Here is a 23,154-nt window from a genome sequence, read left to right as displayed (position 1 = left end):
GGGTGCGGCGGCATTTGGTGTTTCCGGGGTGCTTCCCGCCGCGGGGTTTGCGTGCGCGCCGTGGGGGCGCGCCACTGATGGCCTCAAGCGCCGGCCGGGCTGGGTTTTGGGCTGAGGTGGTGCCTGTAGTGCGGGTGCTGGATGGCCTCAGGCGCTGGCCGGACTGGGGGGGCCTCAGGCGCCGGCCGGGCTGGGTTTTGGGCTGAGGTGGTGCCTGTGGTGCGGTATCCGCACGGGGAGTCCTGTCGGGATACCCGTCATCTCCTGTCGGGTATCGGTGGCGGGTCCAGGCCGCCCCGTTTCCGTTCCGCGGCGGGGGCGCGCGGGCTCGCGCCCCCTTCCGTCGCAGGTCAGGGAAGTCTTCGTGGCCCAGAGGGCCCGGGCGGGGAGCTCGCGCGCCCCTGATGTGCCCCGGAGGCCGCCCATACGGCACAATTTGCAGTCACCGCGCGCCAGTTGGCGGGCCCTTGAAGCGGGCCCGGGACCGGTGCGCGCCGAGGGTGCCGTACGGCACCGGAACCAGCGGGACGACGGTGAAGGCGGGCATGGACCGTGGCGGGGCGAGAGGCCGGTAACACGGCGGACGACACCAGCGGGGCCGGCGGCGCGCCGTCCGCCCCCGCCCACCGCACGGGCGAGGCCCCGCTGCCCGTGCCGGGACAGCCGGGCGCCCCCGACGAGAAGCCCGCCTCCGAGAAGACCGGCCCGGCCGCCGAGGACGGCGCCGCGGAGGACGGGCAGGCCGACGCCCCGCACCCGCACACCTGCGCCTGCCCCGCCTGCCCGCGCGGCACCCGGGCCGCCCACCGCGAGGCGCAGGCCGCCTTCCGGGCCCGGCGCGACGCGCTCGCGGCGGGCGAGGGGCTGCCCGCCGCCGTCTCGTACTCGGCCGGGGCCTCGCGCCAGTGGATCTCCGACGAGCTGACGCAGGCGGCCCGCGAGGTCGGCGCCCGCGCCCGGGCCGAGGCCGAGGGCTGGTACGTGCTGCTGTGGCGGCGCACCCTGAACGTCGTCTGGGGGGCGGTCGCCGTGCTCTTCCTCGGCCAGGTCGCCACCGCCTTCGCCGCCGGCTGGACCGCCGCCCGTACCGCGGGACTGCTCGCGGCCCTGATCGGCGCCGGACTGCTCACCGGCGCCGCCCGGCTCCACGGACGGCGCGGCGGCGTCCTCGCCCCCGTGATCGGCGAGGACAACCGGCTCTCCACCTCCCGCGCGGTGGCCGCCCTCTGGGTGCTGCTCACCGCGTACGCCGTTCTCGTCCTCGCCGGGCGGCTGGCCTTCGCCTCCGGTGCGGAGGAGCGGGACACGCTCATCGCCGGGCTCGACCTGGCGCGCGGCGCGGGGCTGGTCACCGTGCTCGCCGTGACCTGCGCGGTGGCCGTCGTGGTCCGACGCGTCGTCGCCGTCCGCGTCCAGGGACAGCGGCTCCAGAAGGCCCAGGCGCCCCGCCCACGCGCCGCCGACCTGCTCACCGACGACAGCGGCCGCGCCCACTTCGCCGACACCCAGTACGTCCTGGTCAGTGCCGTCGCCCAGGTCTACGCGGCGGTCCGCCTCGCCCGCCGCCCCGACCAACTGCCCGATCTGCCCTGGGGCCTGGCCCTGCTCGTCCTCGTCTCCGCCGCGACCTACCTGGCGAGCAAGTACGCCGAGGGGTCCCGGCCCGTCATCCACGCCGTGGTGCGCGCCCGTGAGGCCGGGGACCTGGACGGGCCGATCCGGACGGGCGACGACATCGAGATCCGCGGCGCCGGGTTCCTGCCGCCGAGCGCCCGCACCCCGGACCGGCTCGCGCGGATGGTCGTGCGGATAGGGGCCGTCCACGTGCACGTGCCGCTGGTGCCCGTGCCCGGCGGCTTCACCAACCCGTCCGACACGACGCTGACCGTCCCGGTACCGGTCGAGGTCGAGCCCGGCAAGGCCGAGGTCCAACTGGTCTCGGCGGCCGGCGTCGAGACCAACAAGGTGACCATCGAGGTCGGCGACTGACCAGGTGCCAGACGCCGGTACGGTGAGCCGGGCCCCCGCGACCGACGGGGGCGGCGTGTGACGCGGAGGTCCCTCATGACGATGACCGGTGCCGGTACCACGAGGCAGCCCCTGACCGTGGTGACCGGCGGCAGCCGGGGCATCGGCGCCGCCGTCTGCGCCCGGCTCGCCGCCGACGGCCACGACCTCGTCGTCGGCTACCGGTCCGACCGGGCCGCCGCCGAGTCCGTCGCCGAACGGGTCCGCGCCGCCGGGCGCCGCGCGCTCGCCGTCGCCGTCGACACCGCCGACGCCGCCTCCGTCGACGCGCTCTTCGACGAGGCCGCCACCCTCGGCCCCGTCACCGGCCTGGTCAACAACGCCGGGACGAGCGGCCCCGTCGGTCGCCTCGCCGACGCCGACCCGGCCGGGATCTCCCGCGCCCTGGACGTCAACCTCCTCGGCTACCTGCTCTGCGCCCGCCGTGCCGTCCGCGACCTCTCGGCCTCCGGCGGCGGCGCACTCGTCAACATCTCGTCCGCCGCCGCCACCCTCGGCAGCCCCGGCGAGTACGTCCACTACGCCGCCGCCAAGGCCGGCGTGGACACGCTCACCGTCGGCCTCGCCAAGGAGGTCGCGGACGAGGGGATCCGCGTCAACTGCGTGGCCCCCGGGGTCATCTGGACCGGCTTCCACGCCGACCCCGAACGCCCCGCCAAGCAGGGGCCGGGCATTCCGCTGGGCCGCGCCGGGCAGCCCGAGGAGATCGCCGGAGCCGTCTCCTGGCTCCTGTCGCCCGACGCCTCGTACACCACGGGCGCCGTCCTCCGGGTCGCCGGAGGCCGCTGACCCGCTCCTCGCGCCCGCCCGCCACGTATGGCCGCCGTCCGGAACGGGCAGGGACGCCGACGAGCCCCGCACCCCACCTTGAGAGGCGGCCCCACCAGCCATGGCACACGGCACCCTGCTCGAACAGCCGGGCGGCCTCGGCCCCCGGCGCGGCCTGCGCGGCACCCTGCGGCGGTACGCCCTGCTGCCGCTCCGCGCCTTCCTCGGCGTCACCTTCGTCCACGCCGGCCTCGACAAGCTCACCGACTCGGCCTTCCTCTCCGCCACCGGCCCCGGCTCCCTCGGCGAACTCCTCGACGCCGTGCACGCCACGGCGGGCGCCCCCTTCCTCGTCGACCTCGCCCAGCACAGCCCCGTCGGCTTCGGCTACGCGCTCGCCCTCGGCGAACTCCTGGTCGGCCTCGCCACCCTGCTGGGCTTCCGGGCCCGCGTCGCCGCAGCCGGGGGCGCCCTCATCTCCCTGGTCCTGTGGCTCACCGTCAGCTGGCCGACCACGCCGTACTACTACGGCAACGACCTGGCCTACCTGCTGGCCTGGCTGCCGCTGGCCCTGGCGGGCGCGGAGCACTTCTCGGCGGACGAGGCGCTCCGGCAGCGGCGGCGGAGGGGCCGGGACATCGGGCTGGGTCTGGGGGACTGAGCCGGTCCGGGGCGGGGGCACGGGGTGGTGCGACCGGCGTGTCAGCACCCGTTGACGCCGCCCTCCGTCCTCCGCCTCCGCCGCCTGCGCCACAGGTGTCCGAACAGTCCCACCGCCGCCGCCAGCCACAGGCCGCCGCAGACCAGCGGGAAGAGCGCCCACCACGGGACCGTCCAGGCGGAGACGGCGTCGCCGGTGTAGAGGACGGCGGCGGTGACGAGCGCGATGCCGGCCAGGAGCCGGCCGGGCTGGGGTTCATGGCGTAGCACGGGTGACCTCCGTCAGACCGAAGCCTGTTTCGACGTGGACGGTGAGGACGCCGCCGTCCCCCGCGGGGTAGGTGGCCTTGCGGGAGACGTCGTTGCCGACCGACACCCCGCCGTCCCGGTCGCCGGGGAGGTGGACGGTGCCGATGCCGGACTCCGCGGTCAGGTCGACGGTGCTGGTGCGGGGAAGGAGGACCCGCAGGTGCCCGGTGGCGACGCGGGCCCGGACCGAGGCGCGTTCGCCCCTGGGCACCGTGACCTCGCTCAGGTCGAGGGTGGCGTCGCCGGTGCCGATGCGGTAGTCGGGGCGGAGCGCGGCCGTGTCGGCGGGACGCCAGGTGGGGGAGGACCAGTCGGTGGTGGCGTCGCGGGGGAGGTTGGCGGCGCCGGCCAGCGCGACGGCGGTCAGCACGGCGAGGAAGATCGTGCCCAGCCCGGTGCGGCCGAGGAAGGCGCTCACCGCGACACCGAGGCCGAGGACGCCGAGGGCGACGGCGAGCCCGGTCTGGAGCGCGGTGCCCAGCGGCTGGGTGTGCCAGCCGGCGAAAGCGGTGAGGGTGCCCGCCGCGCAGGCCAGCAGGAAGGTGAGGAAGCCCAGGGAGCGGGGGCGGCGCGGCCGTTCGGCCAGCGCGTCGGCGGGCCGCCGGCCGCAGCCGGAGGCGCGGGCCCGGGTACTGGCGGCGCCACCCGTCCCGTCGGCCAGGGCGGCCGGGCCCCAGAGGTAGCCGGTGGCGCCGTCGTGGGTGCCGTCCTTGACGATCGGGCCGCGCCACCACGACTCGGGTCCGTCCGGCACGGGCGGGGCCTGCGGCTCGGGGGGCATCCCCTCCTGTGCCCTCTCGCCCTGTTCGGGCCGGGTCCGGGACCAGTGGGCGGCCCCGGCGAGGAGCAGCCCGAGCAGCACGGCGAACCAGAGGAGCTGGCCGTTGTTGATGACCGAGAGGAGCAGTCCGCAGCCGACCAGGGCGAAGAGGACGGCGGTGAGCGCGGGCCCGTCGACGCGGCCGGAGAGCAGCCGCCGCGCCTCGTTCTCCTCCTCGCCCTCGTAGGGCACGAGCAGCCAGGCGAAGCCGTAGAAGAGGAGGCCGACGCCGCCGGTCGCGGAGAGCACGGCCAGGCAGATGCGGAAGATCAGCGGGTCCAGGCCGTAGTGCAGGCCGAGCCCCGCGCAGACGCCGCCGATCTTGCGGTGGCGCCGGTCGCGGCGGAAGCCGGGGGGCCGCTCCTCGGTGCGCGGCTCGGGGGCGGGCGGGGCACCGGTGGCTCCGGTGGGCGGCGGTGTCATGGCTCCATGGTGACGGGGCGGGCGGCCGGTGGGCAGCCGGTACGACCCTGGACGGACCCTGAGATCGACCCCGAGAGCCCGCCCGGGCCCGACCGCGCGGCCACGGGGCGGAGGGCCGGCCGGAACCACGGCTTCCGACCGCGCCGCGCCGCCGGACCGGGGGCGGCCTCCGGGACAACCCTGATGCCGGTGGCCGGGCCGCCGTGTGACGATCGGTCCATGCCGGACGCCGCAGCAGGGACCATCGAGCAGGAGCGGGAGCCGCGCAAGCTCTACCGCAGCAGCGACGGCCGCTGGCTGGGCGGAGTCGCGCGCGGCCTCGCCGGCCACCTCGGCCTGCCGGTCTTCTGGGTCCGGCTCGCCTTCGTCGCGCTCTTCGTCGCCAACGGCCTGGGCGCCCTGCTCTACGCCGCCTTCTGGTCCTTCGTACCGCTGGGCGTGGGCGGCCTCTCGCCGCAGCCGCCGAGTGCCCCGGCCAAGGCGGACCGGGGCCAGCTCGTCGCCCTGCTGGCGCTGCTCGTCGCCTCCATGGTCTTCGTCGCCTCGGTCGACCTGAACGGCACCGCCCGCGCCTACCTCTTCCCCGCCCTGCTGGTCGGCGCCGGTGTCGCCGTGGTCTGGCGGCAGGCCGACAACGCCCGCCGGGCCCGCTGGGCCGAGGCCGGGCTCAGGCGGCGGAACCTCACCCTGGCCAGGTCGGCGGCGGGAGTGCTGCTGGTCGGCGCCGGGGTCTCCGGGATGTTCGTCCTCCAGGGGTCGGCCGAGCACCTGGGCGCGGTCCTCCAGGCGTCGCTCGCGGTGCTGGTCGGGGTGGCGCTGCTGGCCGGGCCTTGGCTGGTGCGGATGGCGCAGGATCTCGGGCAGGAGCGGCTGATGCGTATTCGCGCCCAGGAGCGGGCCGAGGTAGCCGCCCACGTCCACGACTCGGTGCTGCACACCCTCACCCTGATCCAGCGCAACGCCGACCGGCCCGCCGAGGTCCGCCGCCTCGCCCGCTCCCAGGAGCGCGAACTGCGAAACTGGCTGCACCGGCCGGAGGGCTCGGGCCGCGCCGCCGAGGACGGGCCGGCGACGCTGGCCGAGGCGGTCAAGCGCACCGCCGCCGAGGTCGAGGACAAGCACGGCGTACCGCTGGAGGTCGTCCTGGTCGGCGACTGCCCGCTGGACGAGCCGCTGCCCGCACTGGTCCAGGCCGCGCGCGAGGCCATGGTGAACGCCGCCAAGTACGGTGGCGAGGGCGGGCCGGTGCAGGTGTTCGCCGAGGCGGCCGGGGAGGAGGTCTTCGTCTCCGTGCGGGACCGGGGCCCCGGCTTCGACCTGGACGCGGTCCCCGCCGACCGGATGGGCGTCCGCGAGTCGATCATCGGCCGGATGGAGCGGCACGGCGGCACGGCCCGGCTGCGCTCCGCGCCCGACGGCGGCACCGAGGTGGAGCTGGAGATCCGGCGGACGACGGCGGGATGATGGGTACGGGCGGCACCCTGACGGGCCGGCCGCGGCGGGCGAGGCGGGCGCAGAGGGCGGCCGGGCCGAGAGAGAGGGCGACGAGATGAACGAGACCACGGCGGGCGGCACCGAGGCGGCGGAGGGCGGGAGCGCGCGGCGTGTACGGGTCGTCCTCGTCGACGACCACCGGATGTTCCGCACCGGCGTCCAGGCCGAGATCGGGCAGACCGAGGAGACCGGCGTCGAGGTGGTCGGCGAGGCCGACGACGTGGACCAGGCCGTCACCGTCATCACCGCGACCCGCCCCGAGGTGGTCCTGCTCGACGTGCACCTGCCGGGCGGCGGCGGGGTCGAGGTGCTGCGCCGCTGCGCCCCGCTGATGGGCGCCGCCGAGCGGCCGGTGCGGTTCCTCGCGCTCTCCGTCTCCGACGCGGCGGAGGACGTCATCGGCGTCATCCGGGGCGGCGCCCGCGGCTACGTCACCAAGAACATCACCGGCGCCGACCTGGTCGACTCGGTCTTCCGGGTGCAGGACGGCGACGCCGTCTTCTCCCCCCGGCTGGCCGGGTTCGTGCTGGACGCCTTCGCCTCCACCGACGCCCCGCCGGTCGACGAGGACCTGGACCGGCTCACCCAGCGCGAGCGCGAGGTGCTGCGGCTGATCGCCCGGGGCTACGCCTACAAGGAGGTGGCCAAGCAGCTCTACATCTCGGTGAAGACGGTCGAGTCGCACGTCTCCGCGGTGCTGCGCAAGCTCCAGCTCTCCAACCGCCACGAGCTGACCCGCTGGGCGACCGCCCGCCGACTCGTCTGACGCCCCGGGGAGGGAGCGCGGCGGCCGGGCTCCCGGCCGCCGCGCCGTTCGGCCCCGCACCGGCGTGGTATGTGACGGTATGTCCGGTGCTCGGACCATAGTGGGCAGCTATGAGCACCACCGACACCGCCGACCTGCCCCCGGACAGCCCGCACGGCCCCACGTCCGCCGAACCGCCCGGCGCCGACTCCCGGCCGGACGTCCCGGTCGTCGCGATCGGCGTGCTCGGCATCGTCGCGGTCGTCCTGTGGGCGAGCTTCGGCAAGTCCTCGTTCCAGAGCTTCTCCGACACGGCCCTGCCGTGGGTGCTGGAGAACTTCGAGTGGCTCTTCGTGATCGCCGCCGACGTCTTCCTGGTCCTCTGCGTGATCCTCGCCTTCAGCCGCTTCGGCCGCATCAAGCTGGCGCGCACCGCCGAGGACGAACCGGAGTTCACCGACTTCGCCTGGGTCGCCATGATGTTCGCCGCGGGCATGGGCATCGGCCTCATCTTCTACGGCGTCGGCGAACCGGTCGCCCACTACCTGAGCCCGCCGCCCTCCACCGACGCCACGGCCGGCACCCCCGAGGCGGCCGGCCGGGCCCTGGAGTACTCGTTCTTCCACTGGACGCTGACCCCCTGGGCGATCTACGGCGTGGTCGGCCTCTCGCTCGCGTACACCACCTTCCGGCTCGGGCGCGGCAACCGGATCAGCGCCGTCTTCGTCCCGCTCATCGGGGAGCGGCGGGCCAACGGCGTCGTCGGCCGGCTGCTCGACCTGCTCGCCGTCTTCGCCACCGTCTTCGGCACGGCCACCAGCCTCGGCATCGGCGCCCTGCAGATCGCCACCGGCCTCCAGCTGACGGCGGGCGTCGAGAACACCACCGGGCTCCAGCTGCTGATCATCGTGGTGCTCGGCGCGGCCTTCGTCGTCTCCGCCTTCACCGGGCTGCACGGCGGCGTGAAGTGGCTCAGCTCGGTCAACCTGGTGATGGCCGCCCTGCTGATGCTCTTCATCTTCCTCGTCGGCCCGACCGTCTACATCCTCGACGCCATCCCCTCCAGCGTCGGCGGCTACTTCAACGAGCTGATCTCGATGGCCACCCGCACCGGCGCCTTCACGGACAGCGAGTGGCTCGGCCAGTGGACGATCTTCTACTGGGCGTGGTGGCTGTCCTGGGCGCCGTTCGTCGGGACCTTCATCGCCCGCATCTCCAAGGGGCGTTCCATCCGCGAGTTCCTCCTCGCCGTGCTGCTGATCCCCTCCGGCGCCTCCGCCGTGTGGTTCTGCGTGCTCGGCGGGACCGGCATCCGGCTGGACGAGACGGGCGTGGTCGACATGGCCGAGAAGGAGTCGGAGGGCACCGAGGCGACGCTCTTCTCGATGCTGGACGCACTGCCGCTGCCCGAGGTGACGGCATGGTTCGCGATGGTCCTCATCATGATGTACTTCATCACCAGCGCCGACTCCGCCTCCCTCGTGATGGGCTCGCTCACCAGCCGGGGCGCCCTGCACCCGCGCGCCTGGCTCAACGTCACCTGGGGCGTGCTGATGGCCGCCGTGGCCGCCGCGCTGCTCATCGCCGGCGGCCTCGACTCCCTCCAGTCGGCCACCATCCTCGTCGCCCTCCCCTTCGTCGTCGTCATGCTGGGCCTGTGCTGGGCCACCGTCCGCGAACTGCGGGAGGACCCCACCGCGGGGCCCCGCCGCCACCAGGCCCTGCACGGCCTGCGCGACGCGGTCCGCCGGATGATCGGCGAGGCCATGTCGGAGGGCCGGGTCGACACCACCGCCCACCCCCGCTTGCGTCGCGCGGCCCGCAGCCGCGCCCAGGGCGACGACGGCCGGAGCGAGGCGGCCCCGTCCGACGGCGGGAAGCGGGGCCAGGACCCCGGCCAGGAACCGGACCACAAGGAGTAGGCCGCGCCCGCCGGGTGAAGGGGGCCCGGCCGGAAAGGACCACGCCATGCGGCGCTACATCCTCACGGGCACCCCCGGAGCGGGCAAGACCACCGTCCTGCGGGCGCTGGCGGCCCGCGGCCACCGGACCGTCGGCGAGGCGGCCACCGCCGTCATCGCCCGCGAGCAGGCCCAAGGCGTCCGGGAGCCGTGGACCGACCCCGGCTTCCTCACCCGGGTCACCGCCGAGCAACGCGCCCGCGAGGCGCGGGCCGACGCGGCGCCGGACCCGGCCGGTCTCTGCTTCCTCGACCGCTCCCCGGTCTGCATGCACGCCCTCGCGGCCTACCTCGGCCACCCCGTCCCGCCCGACCTCACCGCCGAACTCGGCCGCATCACCGCCGCCGGCCGCTACGAGCCCCACGTCTTCCTGCTCCGCCCCCTCGGCTTCCTGGAACTCACCGCGGCCCGCCGCATCACCTACGAGGAGTCCCTCGCCTTCGAGAAGCTCCATGAGGAGAGCTACCGGCGCTTCGGCTTCCGGCTGGTGGAGGTCGCCCCGGCGACGGTGGAGGAGCGGGTGGAGCGGATCCTGGCGGAGGTGGGGGAGCGGTGAACACGCGCGGCACCGTCCCCGGCAGACGGCGTGCCCGACGGGGCGGCCCCGCCCGACGGCGGGCTGGCGGGCCCGGTCGTACGAGGTCAGGCGGTGGCTCGGCCCGTACGAGGGGCAGCGTCGCCGGCACCGTGCCCGCCCGCGGGAGGAGCCGTCGCCGTCCTCGGCCACCGCCGCCTCCAGCGCGTACGCGAACGGCGCCGGCCGCCGGGCCGCGCGCGGGGGTCAGCGCCGGGCCGGTCGTCAGGACCGCCCCGAGTGCCGCCGGGCGGGCGCGCGGGGGCGGAGCGTGCCCCGGTCGGCCGGGGCCAGGGTGCTCCCCGTCCGAGGAGCGGGCCGACCGGCCGTACGAGTGCCGGGCCGGGGGGAAGGGCGCCGGTGGTAGGTTCGGCGGCCGAGACGTTCCGAACGATCGTTCCACGGGGGGACTGTGCACATGACAGGACGGAAGGGCCGGCGCCGGGGAGCGGCCCGCATCGCGGCGGGAGCCGTCGCCGTGCTGCTCGCCACCGGATGCTCGGCGAGCGTGAGTGCCACGGGCTCGGTCAGCAAGGAAGAGGTCGCGAAGCGGGCCTCGGCGGCACTCGGGGAGAAGGTCGGCCGCGTGCCCGACTCGGTCACCTGCGAGGACGACCTCAAGGCCGAGAAGGGCGCCACCGTGCGCTGCGAACTGGCGGTCGACGGCGAGAAACAGGGTTTGACCGCCACCACGGCCTCGGTCGGGGGAGGCAAGGCCGAGATCGACTTCAAGGTGGACGACGGTCCGGGTGCGGGCACGTCCGCCGCGCCGGAGCCCACCGGTCCGCCGAACGCGGGGGCCGGGGCGCCCGCCGTCGACAAGGCCGAGGTCGCTCGCCAGGGCAAGGCGGCCCTGGCCGCGCGGACCGGCCGGCAGCCCGACGCCCTGGCCTGCCAGGAGGACCTGCCGGCCCGCGTGGGCGCGACCGTGCGCTGCCAACTGGCCGCGGACGGCGAGCAGTACGGTGTGACGGTCACCGCGAAGTCGGTCGACGGCGACGACGTCCGGATGGACTTCGCGGTGGACGACTCCCCGGGCGGCTGACGGGTGCTTCCGTCCCGCGGGGGCGCGGGGGCGCGGCGGGGAGCCGCGCCCCGGGCGCCGCCCCCTACGCGGGCAGCGCGTGCAGTTTCTTGCCGTGCAGGGCGAAGACCCGCTCACCGTCGGTGGCCACCAGCCAGGCGTGGTGGTCGCCCGAGCCGTCGTTGAAGGTCCAGCGCACCTTGCCCGAGCCGGCGTCGAGGGCGGCCACACCGCCGTCCTTGTCCAGGTCGGTGGCGGCGTAGACGACGTCGCCCGCCTTGACGTACTGCCTCGGGACCTGGAAGCCGGCCTCGGCCAGCGCCTCGGACCGCCAGATCTCCTTGCCGCTCCCCGGGGCGACGGCCCGTACCGTCCTTCCGCTGTCGGCGATGTAGAGCACGCCGTCCACCACGGACGGTTCCTTGAACGTGGTGAAGCGGGTGGCCTTCAGCGACCACTCGCGGGCGCCGTCGGCGAGTGCGTACGCCTGGAGCCGGTCGCCCTGGGGGACGATCACCAGCCCCGCGTGGACCGTGAAGAAGCCGTAGTTCGTCTTGTCGGTCTTCTGCGTCCACACCTGCCGCCCGGTGGCGGTGTCGCGCACGGTCAGGTTCTTCTTGAAGTCGGTGTAGACGAGGTGGCGGCCCTCGACGGCGGCGTGGATGCCGTTCTGCTCGGTCCCCAGGTCGCGCTGCTCGCTCCAGACGAGCTTGCCCGAGCCGCTGTCGAACGCCGCGATGACGTTGGTGTGCGAGGAGTTGTCCTCCTCCAGGATCTCGGCGACCACGTACACCTGCCGGTCGTCGACCGCGACGGGCCGCGGCTGCCGGTAGCCCTTGCCGAGCCGTCCCCGCCAGGTCTCCTCGCCGGTCGCCGGGGAGTAACCGGCGACCGTGCCGTCGTACTTGCCGCTGGCCAGGTACAGGGTGTCGCCCGCGACGAGCAGCGGGGCGCCGGGCGTCGCGCCCTCCGGCAGCGACCACCGCTCCTTGCCGGTGGCGGCGTCCAGGGCCTTCAGCGGCGAACCACTGGCGATCACCATGCCTGCCACGGCGACGAGTTCGTCGTTGTCGCCGTAGGTCTGGGCGGGGACCGACTCCGTCCACAAGGGCTTCGGCCCCTTGCCGCTCCCGCCCCCGTCCCCGCCGTCCGAGGAAGGCTTTCCGCTCCCGGCCGGCTCCGTGCCGCCGGAACCCCCGGAGCCCGCCTCGTCCACCCCGTCCTCGCGGCAGCCCGCCGCCCCGGCCCCCAGGGCGGCCAGCGCGAGGCCGCCCCCGGCCAGCCGCAGCACCCGCCGTCTGGAGGTCCCGCCCGTCGTCGTGCCGCTCATGTGTCGTCCCCCTGTGACTGCGTCCGTACGGAAACCCCGTCTGCGCCCAGGAACGTAGGCCGCCGCCACACGGTTGCGGAAGGTGGTGCGGCCCAACCGGGACGACTTCGTGAACGGCCTGGTACATACGCACGGGCGACGGGACGGTGGCTCAAGGGGGAGGCGGGGAAGGCGCCGCCCCGTTCTTCCACGGTGACGTCCGCACCCTCCCGCTCCCCGGAACCGGTGCGGGAAGAGGAGAGTGACCGTTGCCCCGGACCACCACGGCGGCATCCCGAGCCCTCGACGTCACGCCCGCCAAAGTCCCGGTCGCGGGCGCGGTGATGGCGCTCGGCGTGCTCGCCTTCCTCCTCCGGGAGGCCCCGCGGTGCCCGGGGAGCCCTGGTTCCGCCGGCTCTGCCCGGCCGGGTACTGCGTGGGGCTGCCGGCCGTGGTCCAGCAGTGGCTGCCCTTGACCCGGGTGGCCGCCCTGTTCATGGGCACCGGGATGGGCCTGTCCGACTGCCGGCGCTGGAAGGGGGTGGTACCAGCAGCCGGGCAGGTCGTACGGCCGGACGGGACTGCCGCCGCTGTGAGGCCGGAGCGGGGGAGCGCGTGGCGCGAGCGGTGCCGGAGACGGGGGGAGGCCTCGGTCCCGCGCTGATCGATGCGCGCGGTGGCGACCGCGCCTCGTGGCACGCGTGCTCTTCCTGCTGACCGGTGCACTCAGCCTGGTGACCGGTTGCCCGTCGCGGTGGAGGCGGATGCCGGCGCCGCGCTCGTCATGGGAGGCGTGGGCGGCCTCTTCGTCCTGTTCGCGCTGCGCTCCGGGGCGGCCCTGACGCGCAAGTCCCCGCGCTCCCATTGCGACCCGCCTGTACCGGACGAAAACTGAAGGAAGCGCCCCTGCGTGCCCCGGGCACGGCCTGGTCCGGTGCGCGCCCAGCCGCTTCCCTTCCGGAGGACCGCATGTCCGAGCTTCCCCCGCCCCCCACCCCGTACCTGGAGACCGCCGCCAAGGAACTCGCGGAGGCGACCGACCCGCACCCCCGGATCTACGAGGTGCCGCCCGAGCAGGGGCGGGACATCCTCGCCGGGCTCCAGAGCGGAGAGGGCGTGGAGCGGCCCGAAGTCGACGAGGAGTGGGTGACCGTCGACGCCGGGCAGTGGGGGCGGGTCCGTACCCGGATCATCCGGCCGAGGGGCGCCACCGGGCCGCTCCCCGTCGTCCTCCACATCCACGGTGCCGGCTGGGTCTTCGGCGACGAGAACACCCACGACCGGCTCTTTCGCGAGCTGGCCGTCGGGGCCGGCGCGGCGGGCGTCTTCCCCGTCTACGACCGGGCGCCCGAGGCCCGGTACCCGACGCAGGTGGAGCAGAACTACGCGGTCGGCCAGTGGGTCCTGGAACACGGGGCCGAGCACGGGCTGGACACCTCGCGGGTCGCGGTCGCCGGCGATTCCGTCGGCGGCGCCATGGCGGCCGTCTTCACGATCATGAACAAGGAGCGCGGCGGCATCGACCTGAAGGGCCAGGTGCTGCTGTACCCGGTCGCCGACGCCGGCTTCGACACCGCCTCCTACGCCCAGTTCGCCGAGGGCTACTACCTCACCCGGGACGGCATGACCTGGTTCTGGGACCAGTACGCCCCCAACCCCGCCCAGCGCGGCGAGGTCTACGCCGCGCCGCTCCGGGCGACCACGGAGCAACTGCGCGGGCTGCCCCCGGCGCTGGTCATCACCGACGAGGCCGACGTCCTGCGCGACGAGGGCGAGGCGTACGCGGCGCGGCTGCGCGAGGCCGGGGTCGAGGTGACGGCCGTACGGGTCACCGGGACGGTCCACGACTTCCTGCTCCTGGACAGCCTGCGCGACACCCGCGCCGCCCACGTCGCCCGCCATCTCGCGATCGACGCCCTCACCAAGGCCCTGCACGACTGAGACCCGTACGCCCCCACGACGCGCCGCCGCCCACCGGCCGGGCGGCGGCCCGTGGTGCAGGGGTGCCGCCGGACGGGTAACCGCATCAGCATGAGCCACACACACCAGGGCGACGGGCGGACTCGGCGGCGGAGCGGACCGGAGGAGGCGAGGGGGCGGCCCGGGCGGCCGTGGGGCGTGGTGCCGGCGATCGCCTGCGTGGCCGTGCTGACGGCGTGCGGCGGCAGCGGCACGGCCGACACGGGCGCCGCCGACAGGAGCGGCGACACGCAGACCTCACCGGCCGCCGGTCCGGCCGCCAGCACGGGCACCCCGCCGTCGAGCGCGGCCCCGTCCGCCGAGGGCCCCGACGAGGGCGGGGGCGGCCCTCCGGCCTCCGCCCCGGCCACGCCCCGGCCCGCTGCCGTCGGCCGGTGCGAGGCCACGGGGCTGGCGCTGACGCTGAAGGCGCACGGACAGGAGATGAACAGCAAGTACTTCGACCTGCGCCTGACCAACACCGGTACCGAACCCTGCGACCTGGTCGGCCACCCCGGCGTCTCCCTGCTGGACGCGGGCGGGGAGCGCGTGGGCGAGCCCGCCACCCGCAGCAGTGACGGGGCGGGCGGCGGCCCGGTGCGGCTGCGGCCCGGGCAGGCGGCCCACGCGACCGTCAAGACGGCGGGCGAGGGCGTCACCGACGGCCGCTGCTGGCCCGAGGCGGCCACGCTGCTCGTCTACCCGCCCGGCTCGAAACAGACGGTGACCACCCACGGTCTCGACGGCCTCCGGGTGTGCGGGGACAGCTTCCAGGTCGGGCCGGTGGGCGATCGCGCGCCGTGACCCCGTCCCCTCCCGTACACGGGACAGGCGGCCACGAGGGTGTCCTCGTCGCCGCCTGCCGCGTACCCGGTGGTCCGTGGTCCGTACGGGGGTGCCGCTCAGCGCCTGTTCCCCGTGAGGAGGCGGTAGAGCAGCAGCACGATCACGGAACCGACGATGGCGGCGATCCAGGTCGACAGGTGGAAGAACCCGTTGATCGAGTGGACGCCGAAGATGACCTTGCCGAGCCAGCCGCCCAGCAGACCACCCACGATGCCGATCACCATCGTGACGAGGCAGCCTCCCGGGTCCTTGCCGGGGGTGAGTGCCTTGGCGATGGCTCCGGCGATGAGGCCGATCAGAATCCAGGCGATGATGCCCATGAGCGCGTCCTTTGCTTTTCTCGGTATGCCCTGAAGTCGCTACTACACGAGTGTCGTACCGGAGGACACATTCCCCGGGCGCGCCCTCCCATGTCCACCCGTTCGGCCCGAGTCGTGGGCCCCCGGCCGCCGCCCCGCCCACGGGGTCAGCCAACTTCCCGCACCAGTGGTGGGCGTAGGGCTCCTCGCCGGCGGCCGGGAGGTCGGACGTCCTCCTCGCCGCCAGCAGACCCCGTCCGGCAGCGGCTCCGGGTCAAGCCTGCCCCGGCTCACCCCCGTACGCGACCTGGCCTCCGCCTTCCTGCCCGCCGGGCACTTCCGCGCCGTCCGCGCGCACAGCGTCTCCCGCATCTCCCGATCGAGGGCGTCGAGGAGTGTCCGGGCCCCGTCGGCCGGCTGCCGGGCACCGACGGCCGGTTCGACCTCACCGTCGACCGCACGGGACGCGAGGAGCACCACGTCCTGCGGGAGGACACACCTCCTGCCGCACCGAGGCCCTGGCCGCCCTGGCCCACGCCTCGTACCCACCGTTCCGGTCCGCCCGGCCCGGCCGGGGGCACGGGCTCATCCGCGCCCTGATCCTCGCCCGCCGGACCGGGGCGGCCGGTGATGGATCACCCCGGCCTTCATGACGAAGTCGACGCGGCCGGTCGCCTCGATGTCGCTGAACGGGTCGCCGGGCATGGCGACGAGGTCGGCGGTCCTCCCCTCGGCGATCACCCCGAGATCGTCGAGGCGAAGCAGCTCCGCGGCGACGCTGGTGGCGGCCTTCAGCGCGCGCAGCGGGGAGATCCCGGCCGAGACCAGCGCCGGGAACTCCCGCCAGTTCTCCGCGTGCGGGAACATCCCGGCGTCCGTCCCGAAGGCGATCCGCACGTCGCTGGCGGCCAGGTGCTCGGCGGCCGCCAGGAGCGCGTCGTGGAACTGCCGGAACTTGCGCCGCTTGTAGGGCGGGCGGGTGCTCCAGTACGCGTCGTCGTCCACCCGGCGCGCGTCGGCGAGGATCGTGTACAGCGTCGGGACGAGGAAGACCCCGGCTTCCTCGATCATCGCCAGGGTCCCGGCCGAGGCGAGATTGCCGTGTTCGACGCTGCGGACACCGGCCCGCACGGCACGCTGGACGCCCTCGTCGCTGTAGACGTGCGGGGTCGCCGGGACGCCGAGGTCGGCGGCGGTGGCGACCAGGGTGTCCATCTCCTCCTGGCTGTAGGCCGGACGGCTCGGGTCGTCCGACGGCGAGCTGAAACCCCCGGACGCGGCGAACTTGATCCAGTCGGCACCGGCCCGGACCTCCTCCCGCACCCGGGTACGGATCTCGTCGGGGCCGTCGGCCGCGGCCATCTCCAGCACCCGTTCGCGGCCCTGCCGCTGGTCGTCGAGGACACCGCTGAAGTCACCGTGGCCGCCGCGCGCCGAGATGAGATGCGGGGCGACCAGCATGCGCGGCCCCTCGACGAGCCCGGCCGCCACCGCGTCCCGCAGGTCCAGGGTGGTGTAAGCGACGTCGGCGCAGGTCAGGTCGCGGATCGTGGTGAACCCGCCGGCCAGCAGGCTCCGTAGCACGGGGACCGCCCGCAGCGCCGCGGCCGCCGAGGACCCGACCAGCGAGCGGAGGATGTCGGGCTGGATCGCGACATGGGTGTGGCAGTCGATGAAGCCCGGGGTGAGCGTGTGCCCGGTGAGGTCGACGGTCTCCGCGTCCGGCGGCGGCGAGAGATCCGCTCCGACGGCTCGTACGCGGCCGTCCTCGACCCACACCTCCAGCCCTTGGGCCGGAGCGTCGGCGAGACCGTCCCACACGGACGCCCCGCTGATCAGAAACGCGGTCACACGGACCACCTCCCGCACGGGCCGGCAGGAGCCGGGCCCCGAGACCCACGCTAGGGCGTGCCGCCCCATCCCGCACGGCGCCCGTCCCGCACCCCGGGGCCGTGCCGGAGCCGGGGCGGCCTCCGTCCGGCGCGGACCAGGCAGAACTCGTTTCCCTCGGGGTCGGCCAGGACGTGCCAGGACTCCTCACCCGTCTGGCCGACGTCCGCGTGGCTGGCACCGAGCGCGAGAAGGCGCGCCGGCTCGGCGTCCTGGTCGCGGTCGGTCGGACTGACGTCTAGGTGCAGCCGGAGCCGCCGGGGGCGCGGGTCCTCGGTCGGGCTGAGGACGAGGGTGGGCCGCGGGCCGCCGAAGCCGGTGCCGGGGGGCCCGGTCTCGATGCTCCCGTCGTCCTCCCGGCCGACCTCGACGTGGCCGAGGACCTCGCTCCAGAAGACGGCGAGCCGTTCAGCGTCGGCGGCGTCGACGACCAGCTCACTGATGCGACAAGCCATGCCGGGCAGTGTAGGCGCCCCCGGCGGGCCCCGCCGGGCACCCTGGTGCGCCCCCGTGTTCTGTGCCACCCTCCCCAACGGGCGTGTCGGCGCCCTGAGTTCCGGCGGAGAGGGGACCCGCGGTGCGGACGCGTCGTACGTTCACGGGGCGGGGTGCGGCCGCCGTCGCGGCCCTCGCCCTGGCCCTGACCGCGTTCACCGGCCAGGGCCCGGCGGCCGCCGCCGGACGCGAGCCCCTGCCGGCGGACCCGACCCTCGCCGACCTGACCTTCCTCACCGGGCACAACGCCATGCACAACACCGAGGACCAGCGGAGGTCCGCCCTCGCGGCCCCCAACCAGCCGCACAGCGTCGCCCGCCAACTGGACGACGGGGTACGGGCGCTGATGCTGGACGCGCACCACGCGAACGGCCGGGTGCGCATGTGCCACGCGATCCCCGTCCTCAACCCCTGCGGCTCCAACGTCGACGCGGCCACCGTCTTCACCGCGATCGCCGACTTCCTGGAGCGCGACCAGGAGGCCGTCATCACCGTCTTCCTGGAGGACTACACCACCGCCGACCAGCTCACCGCGGAACTCGGCGCCCTGCTCGCCGACGGCGGCCGGCTCGGCGGCCGGGTCTTCCGGCCGGACACCGCGGGGGTGCGCGAGAACGGCTGGCCGGCCGTCAGCTCCCTGCGTGCCTCGGGACAGCGGCTCCTGCTCTTCACCGCCGACACCGCCGCCTCCGGCCGCGAGAACGGCAAGAACCGGCTCGGCTTCATGAGCCAGAAGGACTGGACGGTCGAGAATCACTGGTCGATGGGTGGCGGCATCGGCGACGCCGACTGGACCTGCCGCAGCCGCTGGGACGACGTACCCCTCACCCAGGAGGAGCCCGGCTTCCGCCGCCTCTTCGTGATGAACCACTTCCGCGACGTCCCGGTGTACCCGACGTACGCCAACGACAACGCCAAGCTCCAGGACCGGGCCGAGAACCACTGCCTGCCCGCCGCGGCGAAGAAGCCCAACTTCCTCGCCGTCGACCAGTACGGCGACGGCGACCCGATGGCGGCCGTCGACGCCCTGAACACGTACACCTACCGACAGCGCGGGTGAGTACGGCTACTCAAGCCGCCGTGCTCCTTCCCTGACACCGTGGGACCCGACAACGACCACCACGGTTCCTCAGGAGGCCCCGACATGCCCGCCGCACCGCGTTCCGCCGGTACGACCCTCCGCCGCTGCCTGCTCAACCCGCTCGCCCTCGGCTACCTCGCCGTCGTCGCCGCCGTCTGGGTGTGGATCGGCGTGGACACCCTCCTGGTCACCCACGCCGACGCCAGTACGGCCGCGGTCTGGGGCTTCTTCGTCACCGCACCCACCTCCCTCCTCCTCGCCGGCCTCCCGGGGCCGCTCCCGTTCCTCGGCGTCGCGGCCGGAGCCCTCGTGCAGGCCCTCGCGCTGGGAGCGGGGTACCGGTGGCTGGCCTCCCGCGGTCACGGCCACGGCCGGACGGGGGCGAGCCACGCCTGAGGGGCGTCCCGCGCCCCCGGTCGGTCGCCCGACTCCGGGACTCCGGCTCACGCCACCCGCGTCGCCCCCGCGAACGGCATCTCGCTGATCGGGGCGACGCGGACGGGGGCGTTCGGGTTCGGGGCGTGGATCATCTGGCCGTCGCCGATGTAGAGGCCGACGTGGCTGATGGAGGAGTAGAAGAAGACCAGGTCGCCGGGGGCGAGTCGGTCGCGGGAGACACGCTGGCCGGCGTTGATCTGGGTGTAGGTGGTGCGGGGGAGGGAGACACCGGCGGCGCGCCAGGCGGCCTGCGTCAGGCCCGAGCAGTCGAAGGCGTTCGGGCCGGTCGCGCCCCAGACGTACGGCTTGCCGATGGCGGTGCGGGCGAAGGCGACGGCCTGGGCGGCACGGGAGTTCGGGGCCTTGACCGCGCCGGCGGCGGGAGAGGCGGCGGAGGACGCGGGGCGGGCCTGGGCGCGGGAGGCGCGCGGTTCCTTACCGGTGACCTCGGCGCGTTCGGCGGCGGTCAGGCGGGCGAGCAGGGCGCGGGACTCGGCCAGCTTGCCGGTGACCGTCTTCTTGTGCGCACGCAGTTCGCCGCGGCGCTTCTCCAGCCCGGCCAGGACCGTGTCGGCCTCGGTGCGCAACTGGTCGACGACGCGCATCTTCTGGCGCACCCCGGCGATCTGGGCGGACTGGCGTCCGGCGGCGCGGTCGGCGCGGGCGGCCCGGTCGAGGTAGCCGTCGGGATCCGAGGTGAGGAAGAGCGCGACGGACGGGTCCACCGCACCGGCGCGGTACTGCGCGGCGGCGGTGGCGCCCAGCGCGGTACGGGCCTGGTTGAGCTGGGCGGTCCGGCGGGCCGCCTCGTCCTGGAGCCCGTCGAGGCGGCGTTCGGCCTTGTCGGCCTTCTCCTTGGCGCCGTTGTACTTCTCGGTGGCGATCTCGGCCTCCCGGTGGAGCCGGTCCACCTTGGCCTTGACCTGCGCGGGCGTCGGGCCGGGCGCGGCCTGCGCCACGGGCGAACCGGCGACCACCGAGCCCGCCGCCCCGGCGAGGGCCAGCGCGGTGGCGGTGGCGTTGCGCAGAGAGGCTCCCGGCGTGAGGCGCCCGGGGGCGGGGAGATTCACCGCCAGCTTGCGGAATCGGGGCTTCCGGTGCGAGGCCACAGCCGCGCGTCCTTCCGGTCGGGGTCAGGGGAGCGAGCCGGGTCCCGGTGGGGTCCGCGCAGGGGAGCGGGTGCCGCCGGGCCGTCTCGTAGGCGCGGCCGGTGCCTGTGGACTATGCCGAGTGCCGGGTGCGCCAGGGAGGAGCTAAGCCCGAATGTCACGGCCCAGGGCTGGATTGTCCGCAAACATCCGGTCGGAACCGCCGACCGACCGCTTGTGACCACTTCCCCGCCGCCTCTGCCCTCCCCGCCGGGACCCCATGATCGAATGGCCCGCTGCCCGCTGCCCGCTGCCCGCTGCCCGCTGCCCGCTGCCCGCTGCCCGCTGCCGTCGCGTACGAGCCGCGCCCGCCACCGCCACCGCCGCCGCACCCGGCGCGGCCCGTCCCGCCTCCGGCCGGGGAGGCGGGACCACCGCGTACGCGGCCCCCGCCGCGAGCCGCACCGGCCCGGGCAGGGAGGACGCGTACGGCGGCTGCCACGCACCCGGGGCGGACGGTGAGGCGGCGTGCGGTGGGCGCGGCCTCGGGCCGAGCGGCCTCGGGTCGACCGCCGGCCGGCCCCCCGGGAGACCTCCCGGACGACCCGGCACGGCCTCACCGCGAGCCTGGCCGCCTCCGCCTGCCACGTGGTGCGGGGGAGCCCGGCTTCCCGAAAGGGCCACCGCTTCGGCCCCGGCCGCCGGTGAGCGGGTGCCGTCCGACGAGTTCCTCGCCGTCGGCCCTGTCCGCGCCCGCCGCGGCACCTTCGCCCGCGAACGGTGTCCGGCCCCGGGCCGCAGCCCGTCGGCCGGCGTCGTCCCGGCGGGCAGGACCCTGGTGGGCCGGGGGCGCCGGGGGCCTCGTTAGGGTGCGAGCCATGGACGTCCTCATCAATGTGTTCGTCGGCCTGCACATCATCGGCATCGCCTCACTCCTGGGTGGTTTCCTCACCCAGATGAAGGCGATCGGTGCGGGCACGGCCCGCTTCATCCCCGCCATGCTCCACGGCGCCCTCACCATGCTCGTGACCGGCATCCTCCTGGTCGGTCTGCGCGAGATGGACGGCGGCACCCTCAACCACATGAAGATCGGCATCAAGCTGCTGGTCCTCATAGTCATCCTCGCCCTGGTCTACGTGAAACGCGACGACGAGAAGGTCGACAAGGGCGTCTTCGCCGCCGTCGGCGGCCTGACCGTGCTCAACATCTTCATCGCCACCCTCTGGACCTGACCCCGCCGCCCCCTGTCCGGGGTTCCGCGGGCCGCGGTGCACGGCGAAGGCCGGGTTCCCCACCGAACGACGGTGAGGAACCCGGCCTTCGCCGTGCGTGGCCGCCCGTACGGGCCTTGAGCGCCGGTCAGGCCGGCCGCACCACACTGTGGATCGGCATGTAGTAGATCGACTCGACCCGGACGTCGGCGCCGGGCTTCGGGGCGTGGATCATCTCGCCGCCACCGATGTAGATGCCGACGTGGCTGATGTCGTCGTAGAAGAAGACCAGGTCACCGGGTTGGGCTGCGTCCACGGAGACCTTCTGGCCGACCCCCACCTGGTCCCAGGTGGTGCGAGGCAGCGAGATGCCGGCGGTCTTCCAGGCGGCCTGGGTGAGGCCCGAGCAGTCGAAGGAGTCGGGGCCGGCCGCACCCCAGACGTACGGCTTGCCCATCTGGGCGCGGGCGAAGGCGATCACCTTCTCGGCCTTGGCGGCGTACGAGGAGCCGGGGGCCGTGGAGCCGCCGCCGGAGCCGGTGCCCGGGCCGGAACCCGACCCCGCGCCGCCTGAGCCGGCCTCCTCGCGCTCCTTCTCCTCGGCCGCCTCCCGGGCCTCGCGCTCGGCCTCCTCCTGCTTCGCGCGCTCCTTCGCCTTGCGCTCGGCCTCGGCCTGCTTCTTCCGCTCGATCTCGGCGAGCCGCGCCTTCTCCTCGGCGGTCAGCTCGGAGAGCAGCGTGCGGGCCTCGGTGAGCTTGGCCTGCACCTCGCGCTTGGAGTCCTTGAGGGTGCGCTGCGACTCGGTGAGGCTCTCCAGCTGGCGGGCGGCCTTGGCGCGCTCGCGGCCCGCCGCCGCCTGCTGGGTCCGGTAGTCGTCGACGACGGCCTTCTGCCGCTGGGTGAGGCGGTTCATGAGCTGGCTCTGGTCGAACCAGCTCTGCGGGTCGTCGGCGAGCAGCAGGGTGGCCGTCTCGGACATGCCGCCGCTGCGGTACTGGGCGGCGGCGAAGGCGCCCAGCTCGCCGCGGGCGGCGTTCAGTTTGTCGGCCCGCTCGGCGACGCCGTCCAGCAGCTTGTCGACCTTGGCGCGCTGGGTCCTGGTCCGCTCCTGGGCGGCGTTGTACTTCTGGGTGGCCGTACCGGCCTCGCGGTAGAGCCGGTCCACCTTCTTCTGCACCTCCTCCAGGGAGGGCTTCGGCGCGGCGGGCCGCTGCGGGGCCGCCTGCGCGGTCTGGGAGAGCAGGGCCACCGAGGTGAGGGCGGCCGTGGTGAGGCCGAGGGCACCGGCGGTGCGGTGGCGGGGGGCGCGGGGCTTGCGGTGCGACGCCAAGGCGTGCGACTCCTTCCGTGGACCGCCTGCCGGGTTAGCTGTCGGGTTCGGGCGTACGGAAGGCTGCCCTACGGTTCCGGCGGCCGGGCCGGGCTGCGTGCCCGGTCCGTGGCGGGTACCGATTCACCCCGGTGGTGCGCGGTGGGTCCCCGGCTCCGGGGCCCGTGGGGGCGTACCGGATTCGGCAGGGGGCGGTGCGCTCCGGCGCGAGTCGCCGGTGGGGGACGAACCGACCCGGCGAGCACGCTAGCCAACTCGTGTGGTGCCTGTGAAGGTTGGTGAGCGATATGCCCGATACATTTTCGTTATCTTGTCGGTGGACGGTCGAAAAGCGGTGTCGCGCGGGTGCCGGCCGGCCTCCTCCGTGACCTGGCCCACAGCGCCCGCGTGCCTCCGCGGTGT

Annotated in this window: 21 protein-coding genes and 1 riboswitch; of the genes, 13 read left to right on the top strand and 8 right to left on the bottom strand. The window is 74.9% G+C overall.

What is annotated here, in order from left to right:
- Nucleotides 1–552 precede the first annotated feature (552 nt).
- The 3 genes from Sdia_RS01715 (at nucleotide 553) to Sdia_RS01705 (ending at nucleotide 3,457) form a co-directional block, all read left to right on the top strand.
- The gene (locus tag Sdia_RS01715; RefSeq protein ID WP_100452378.1) at nucleotides 553–1,989 is read left to right on the top strand and encodes a hypothetical protein; all 1,437 of its coding nucleotides are present in this window, start codon (nucleotides 553–555) and stop codon (nucleotides 1,987–1,989) included.
- Nucleotides 1,990–2,064: 75 nt separating this feature from the next.
- A complete protein-coding gene (locus Sdia_RS01710) occupies nucleotides 2,065–2,817 on the top strand; it encodes an SDR family NAD(P)-dependent oxidoreductase (RefSeq protein WP_100452379.1) in 753 nt (250 codons plus the stop codon).
- Between the two features lie 100 nt (nucleotides 2,818–2,917).
- Nucleotides 2,918–3,457, top strand: coding sequence for a DoxX family membrane protein (locus Sdia_RS01705; protein WP_115069749.1), 540 nt, complete (start codon nucleotides 2,918–2,920; stop codon nucleotides 3,455–3,457).
- 41 nt (nucleotides 3,458–3,498) lie between these two features.
- Here Sdia_RS01705 and Sdia_RS01700 read toward each other — a convergent pair whose 3' ends face one another.
- Together Sdia_RS01700 and Sdia_RS01695 are read right to left on the bottom strand one after the other, a co-directional pair.
- Complete coding sequence (locus tag Sdia_RS01700) at nucleotides 3,499–3,726, bottom strand: hypothetical protein (RefSeq protein WP_100452381.1); 228 nt, start codon at nucleotides 3,724–3,726, stop codon at nucleotides 3,499–3,501.
- A complete protein-coding gene (locus tag Sdia_RS01695) occupies nucleotides 3,713–5,008 on the bottom strand; it encodes a PspC domain-containing protein (protein ID WP_124287253.1) in 1,296 nt (431 codons plus the stop codon). Before Sdia_RS01695 ends, Sdia_RS01700 begins: the two co-directional genes overlap by 14 nt.
- Nucleotides 5,009–5,227: 219 nt before the next feature.
- Here Sdia_RS01695 and Sdia_RS01690 point away from each other — a divergent pair, with 219 nt between their 5' ends.
- The 5 genes from Sdia_RS01690 (at nucleotide 5,228) to Sdia_RS01670 (ending at nucleotide 10,827) form a co-directional block, all read left to right on the top strand.
- Nucleotides 5,228–6,472, top strand: coding sequence for an ATP-binding protein (locus tag Sdia_RS01690; RefSeq protein WP_100452383.1), 1,245 nt, complete (start codon nucleotides 5,228–5,230; stop codon nucleotides 6,470–6,472).
- Nucleotides 6,473–6,557: 85 nt separating this feature from the next.
- Nucleotides 6,558–7,268 carry a LuxR C-terminal-related transcriptional regulator gene (locus tag Sdia_RS01685; protein ID WP_100452384.1) on the top strand — a complete coding sequence of 237 codons (711 nt, stop codon included), beginning with the start codon at nucleotides 6,558–6,560 and terminating at the stop codon, nucleotides 7,266–7,268.
- Nucleotides 7,269–7,378: 110 nt separating this feature from the next.
- The gene (locus tag Sdia_RS01680; RefSeq protein ID WP_189500144.1) at nucleotides 7,379–9,169 is read left to right on the top strand and encodes a BCCT family transporter; all 1,791 of its coding nucleotides are present in this window, start codon (nucleotides 7,379–7,381) and stop codon (nucleotides 9,167–9,169) included.
- A gap of 46 nt (nucleotides 9,170–9,215) precedes the next feature.
- Nucleotides 9,216–9,764: an ATP/GTP-binding protein gene (locus Sdia_RS01675; protein ID WP_189500143.1), complete on the top strand. Its 549-nt coding sequence runs from the start codon at nucleotides 9,216–9,218 to the stop codon at nucleotides 9,762–9,764.
- A 475-nt stretch (nucleotides 9,765–10,239) separates the two neighbouring features.
- The gene (locus Sdia_RS01670) at nucleotides 10,240–10,827 is read left to right on the top strand and encodes a DUF4333 domain-containing protein (protein WP_100453297.1); all 588 of its coding nucleotides are present in this window, start codon (nucleotides 10,240–10,242) and stop codon (nucleotides 10,825–10,827) included.
- A gap of 64 nt (nucleotides 10,828–10,891) precedes the next feature.
- Here Sdia_RS01670 and Sdia_RS01665 read toward each other — a convergent pair whose 3' ends face one another.
- Nucleotides 10,892–12,136: a PQQ-binding-like beta-propeller repeat protein gene (locus tag Sdia_RS01665; RefSeq protein ID WP_100452387.1), complete on the bottom strand. Its 1,245-nt coding sequence runs from the start codon at nucleotides 12,134–12,136 to the stop codon at nucleotides 10,892–10,894.
- A 948-nt stretch (nucleotides 12,137–13,084) separates the two neighbouring features.
- Between Sdia_RS01665 and Sdia_RS01660 the strand changes: the two genes are divergently transcribed.
- Together Sdia_RS01660 and Sdia_RS01655 are read left to right on the top strand one after the other, a co-directional pair.
- Complete coding sequence (locus Sdia_RS01660; protein WP_100452388.1) at nucleotides 13,085–14,056, top strand: alpha/beta hydrolase; 972 nt, start codon at nucleotides 13,085–13,087, stop codon at nucleotides 14,054–14,056.
- A gap of 90 nt (nucleotides 14,057–14,146) precedes the next feature.
- Nucleotides 14,147–14,878, top strand: a complete 732-nt coding sequence (locus Sdia_RS01655) for a DUF4232 domain-containing protein (protein WP_189500142.1) — start codon at nucleotides 14,147–14,149, stop codon at nucleotides 14,876–14,878.
- Between the two features lie 98 nt (nucleotides 14,879–14,976).
- On the opposite strand, the gene Sdia_RS01650 is transcribed toward Sdia_RS01655, so the two are convergent.
- From Sdia_RS01650 to Sdia_RS01640, 3 genes are all read right to left on the bottom strand, one after another.
- Nucleotides 14,977–15,240, bottom strand: a complete 264-nt coding sequence (locus tag Sdia_RS01650) for a GlsB/YeaQ/YmgE family stress response membrane protein (protein WP_100452390.1) — start codon at nucleotides 15,238–15,240, stop codon at nucleotides 14,977–14,979.
- Nucleotides 15,241–15,804: 564 nt separating this feature from the next.
- Nucleotides 15,805–17,070 carry a metal-dependent hydrolase family protein gene (locus Sdia_RS01645; protein WP_100452391.1) on the bottom strand — a complete coding sequence of 422 codons (1,266 nt, stop codon included), beginning with the start codon at nucleotides 17,068–17,070 and terminating at the stop codon, nucleotides 15,805–15,807.
- A 50-nt stretch (nucleotides 17,071–17,120) separates the two neighbouring features.
- Nucleotides 17,121–17,564 (bottom strand): VOC family protein, encoded by a 444-nt coding sequence (locus Sdia_RS01640; protein ID WP_185393051.1) that lies wholly within the window; start codon nucleotides 17,562–17,564, stop codon nucleotides 17,121–17,123.
- A 122-nt stretch (nucleotides 17,565–17,686) separates the two neighbouring features.
- Between Sdia_RS01640 and Sdia_RS01635 the strand changes: the two genes are divergently transcribed.
- Both Sdia_RS01635 and Sdia_RS01630 read left to right on the top strand, forming a co-directional pair.
- Nucleotides 17,687–18,664: a PI-PLC domain-containing protein gene (locus Sdia_RS01635; RefSeq protein ID WP_100452393.1), complete on the top strand. Its 978-nt coding sequence runs from the start codon at nucleotides 17,687–17,689 to the stop codon at nucleotides 18,662–18,664.
- Nucleotides 18,665–18,748: 84 nt separating this feature from the next.
- Nucleotides 18,749–19,081, top strand: coding sequence for an SCO4225 family membrane protein (locus Sdia_RS01630; RefSeq protein ID WP_115069755.1), 333 nt, complete (start codon nucleotides 18,749–18,751; stop codon nucleotides 19,079–19,081).
- Nucleotides 19,082–19,128: 47 nt separating this feature from the next.
- Here the strand turns inward: Sdia_RS01630 and Sdia_RS01625 are convergent, their stop codons facing one another.
- Nucleotides 19,129–20,232, bottom strand: a complete 1,104-nt coding sequence (locus tag Sdia_RS01625; protein ID WP_189500141.1) for a C40 family peptidase — start codon at nucleotides 20,230–20,232, stop codon at nucleotides 19,129–19,131.
- An 857-nt stretch (nucleotides 20,233–21,089) separates the two neighbouring features.
- Between Sdia_RS01625 and Sdia_RS01620 the strand changes: the two genes are divergently transcribed.
- Nucleotides 21,090–21,443, top strand: coding sequence for a hypothetical protein (locus Sdia_RS01620; protein ID WP_100452396.1), 354 nt, complete (start codon nucleotides 21,090–21,092; stop codon nucleotides 21,441–21,443).
- 127 nt (nucleotides 21,444–21,570) lie between these two features.
- On the opposite strand, the gene Sdia_RS01615 is transcribed toward Sdia_RS01620, so the two are convergent.
- Complete coding sequence (locus Sdia_RS01615) at nucleotides 21,571–22,752, bottom strand: C40 family peptidase (protein ID WP_100452397.1); 1,182 nt, start codon at nucleotides 22,750–22,752, stop codon at nucleotides 21,571–21,573.
- Nucleotides 22,753–22,760: 8 nt separating this feature from the next.
- Nucleotides 22,761–22,949, bottom strand: a riboswitch (cyclic di-AMP (ydaO/yuaA leader).
- Nucleotides 22,950–23,154: the final 205 nt, after the last annotated feature.

Source organism: Streptomyces diastaticus subsp. diastaticus (assembly GCF_011170125.1).
Taxonomy (GTDB): domain Bacteria; phylum Actinomycetota; class Actinomycetes; order Streptomycetales; family Streptomycetaceae; genus Streptomyces; species Streptomyces diastaticus.
Note: the sequence above shows the minus strand (reverse complement) of the source record. Positions and strands in the feature narration are given on the sequence as shown.